The organism is Rhodococcus sp. IEGM 1406 (assembly GCF_030056745.1).
GTDB lineage: Bacteria > Actinomycetota > Actinomycetes > Mycobacteriales > Mycobacteriaceae > Rhodococcus_F > Rhodococcus_F erythropolis.
Window position 1 is genome coordinate 1 of record NZ_JASHKO010000064.1, and the last position, 209, is coordinate 209.

At 65.1% G+C, this 209-nt stretch carries 1 protein-coding gene; it reads right to left on the bottom strand.

Annotated features, from left to right (window positions below; translation table 11 throughout):
• Positions 1 to 209: alpha-hydroxy-acid oxidizing protein (locus tag QM596_RS29660; protein ID WP_283310608.1), on the bottom strand; the 209-nt coding region annotated here is incomplete at both ends.

Below are 209 nucleotides of genomic sequence, written 5' to 3' on the forward strand. Positions count from 1 at the left end.
CGGGAGGGCCGCGGCACCTTCTTCGATGGTCTGGCTGGCGAAAGAACTCAGTCCGAGGGCTGTTCCCCGTGCTGCAGCCGCACGAGCTACCGCGACCTCACCGTCGGGGTGCACTGCCTGCACACCGGTCGGTGAAATCATGACGGGCCACGAAATGTCCTGGCCCATAATGGTGGTGGACATCTCGCGCTTGGCCGACAGTCCCGCAG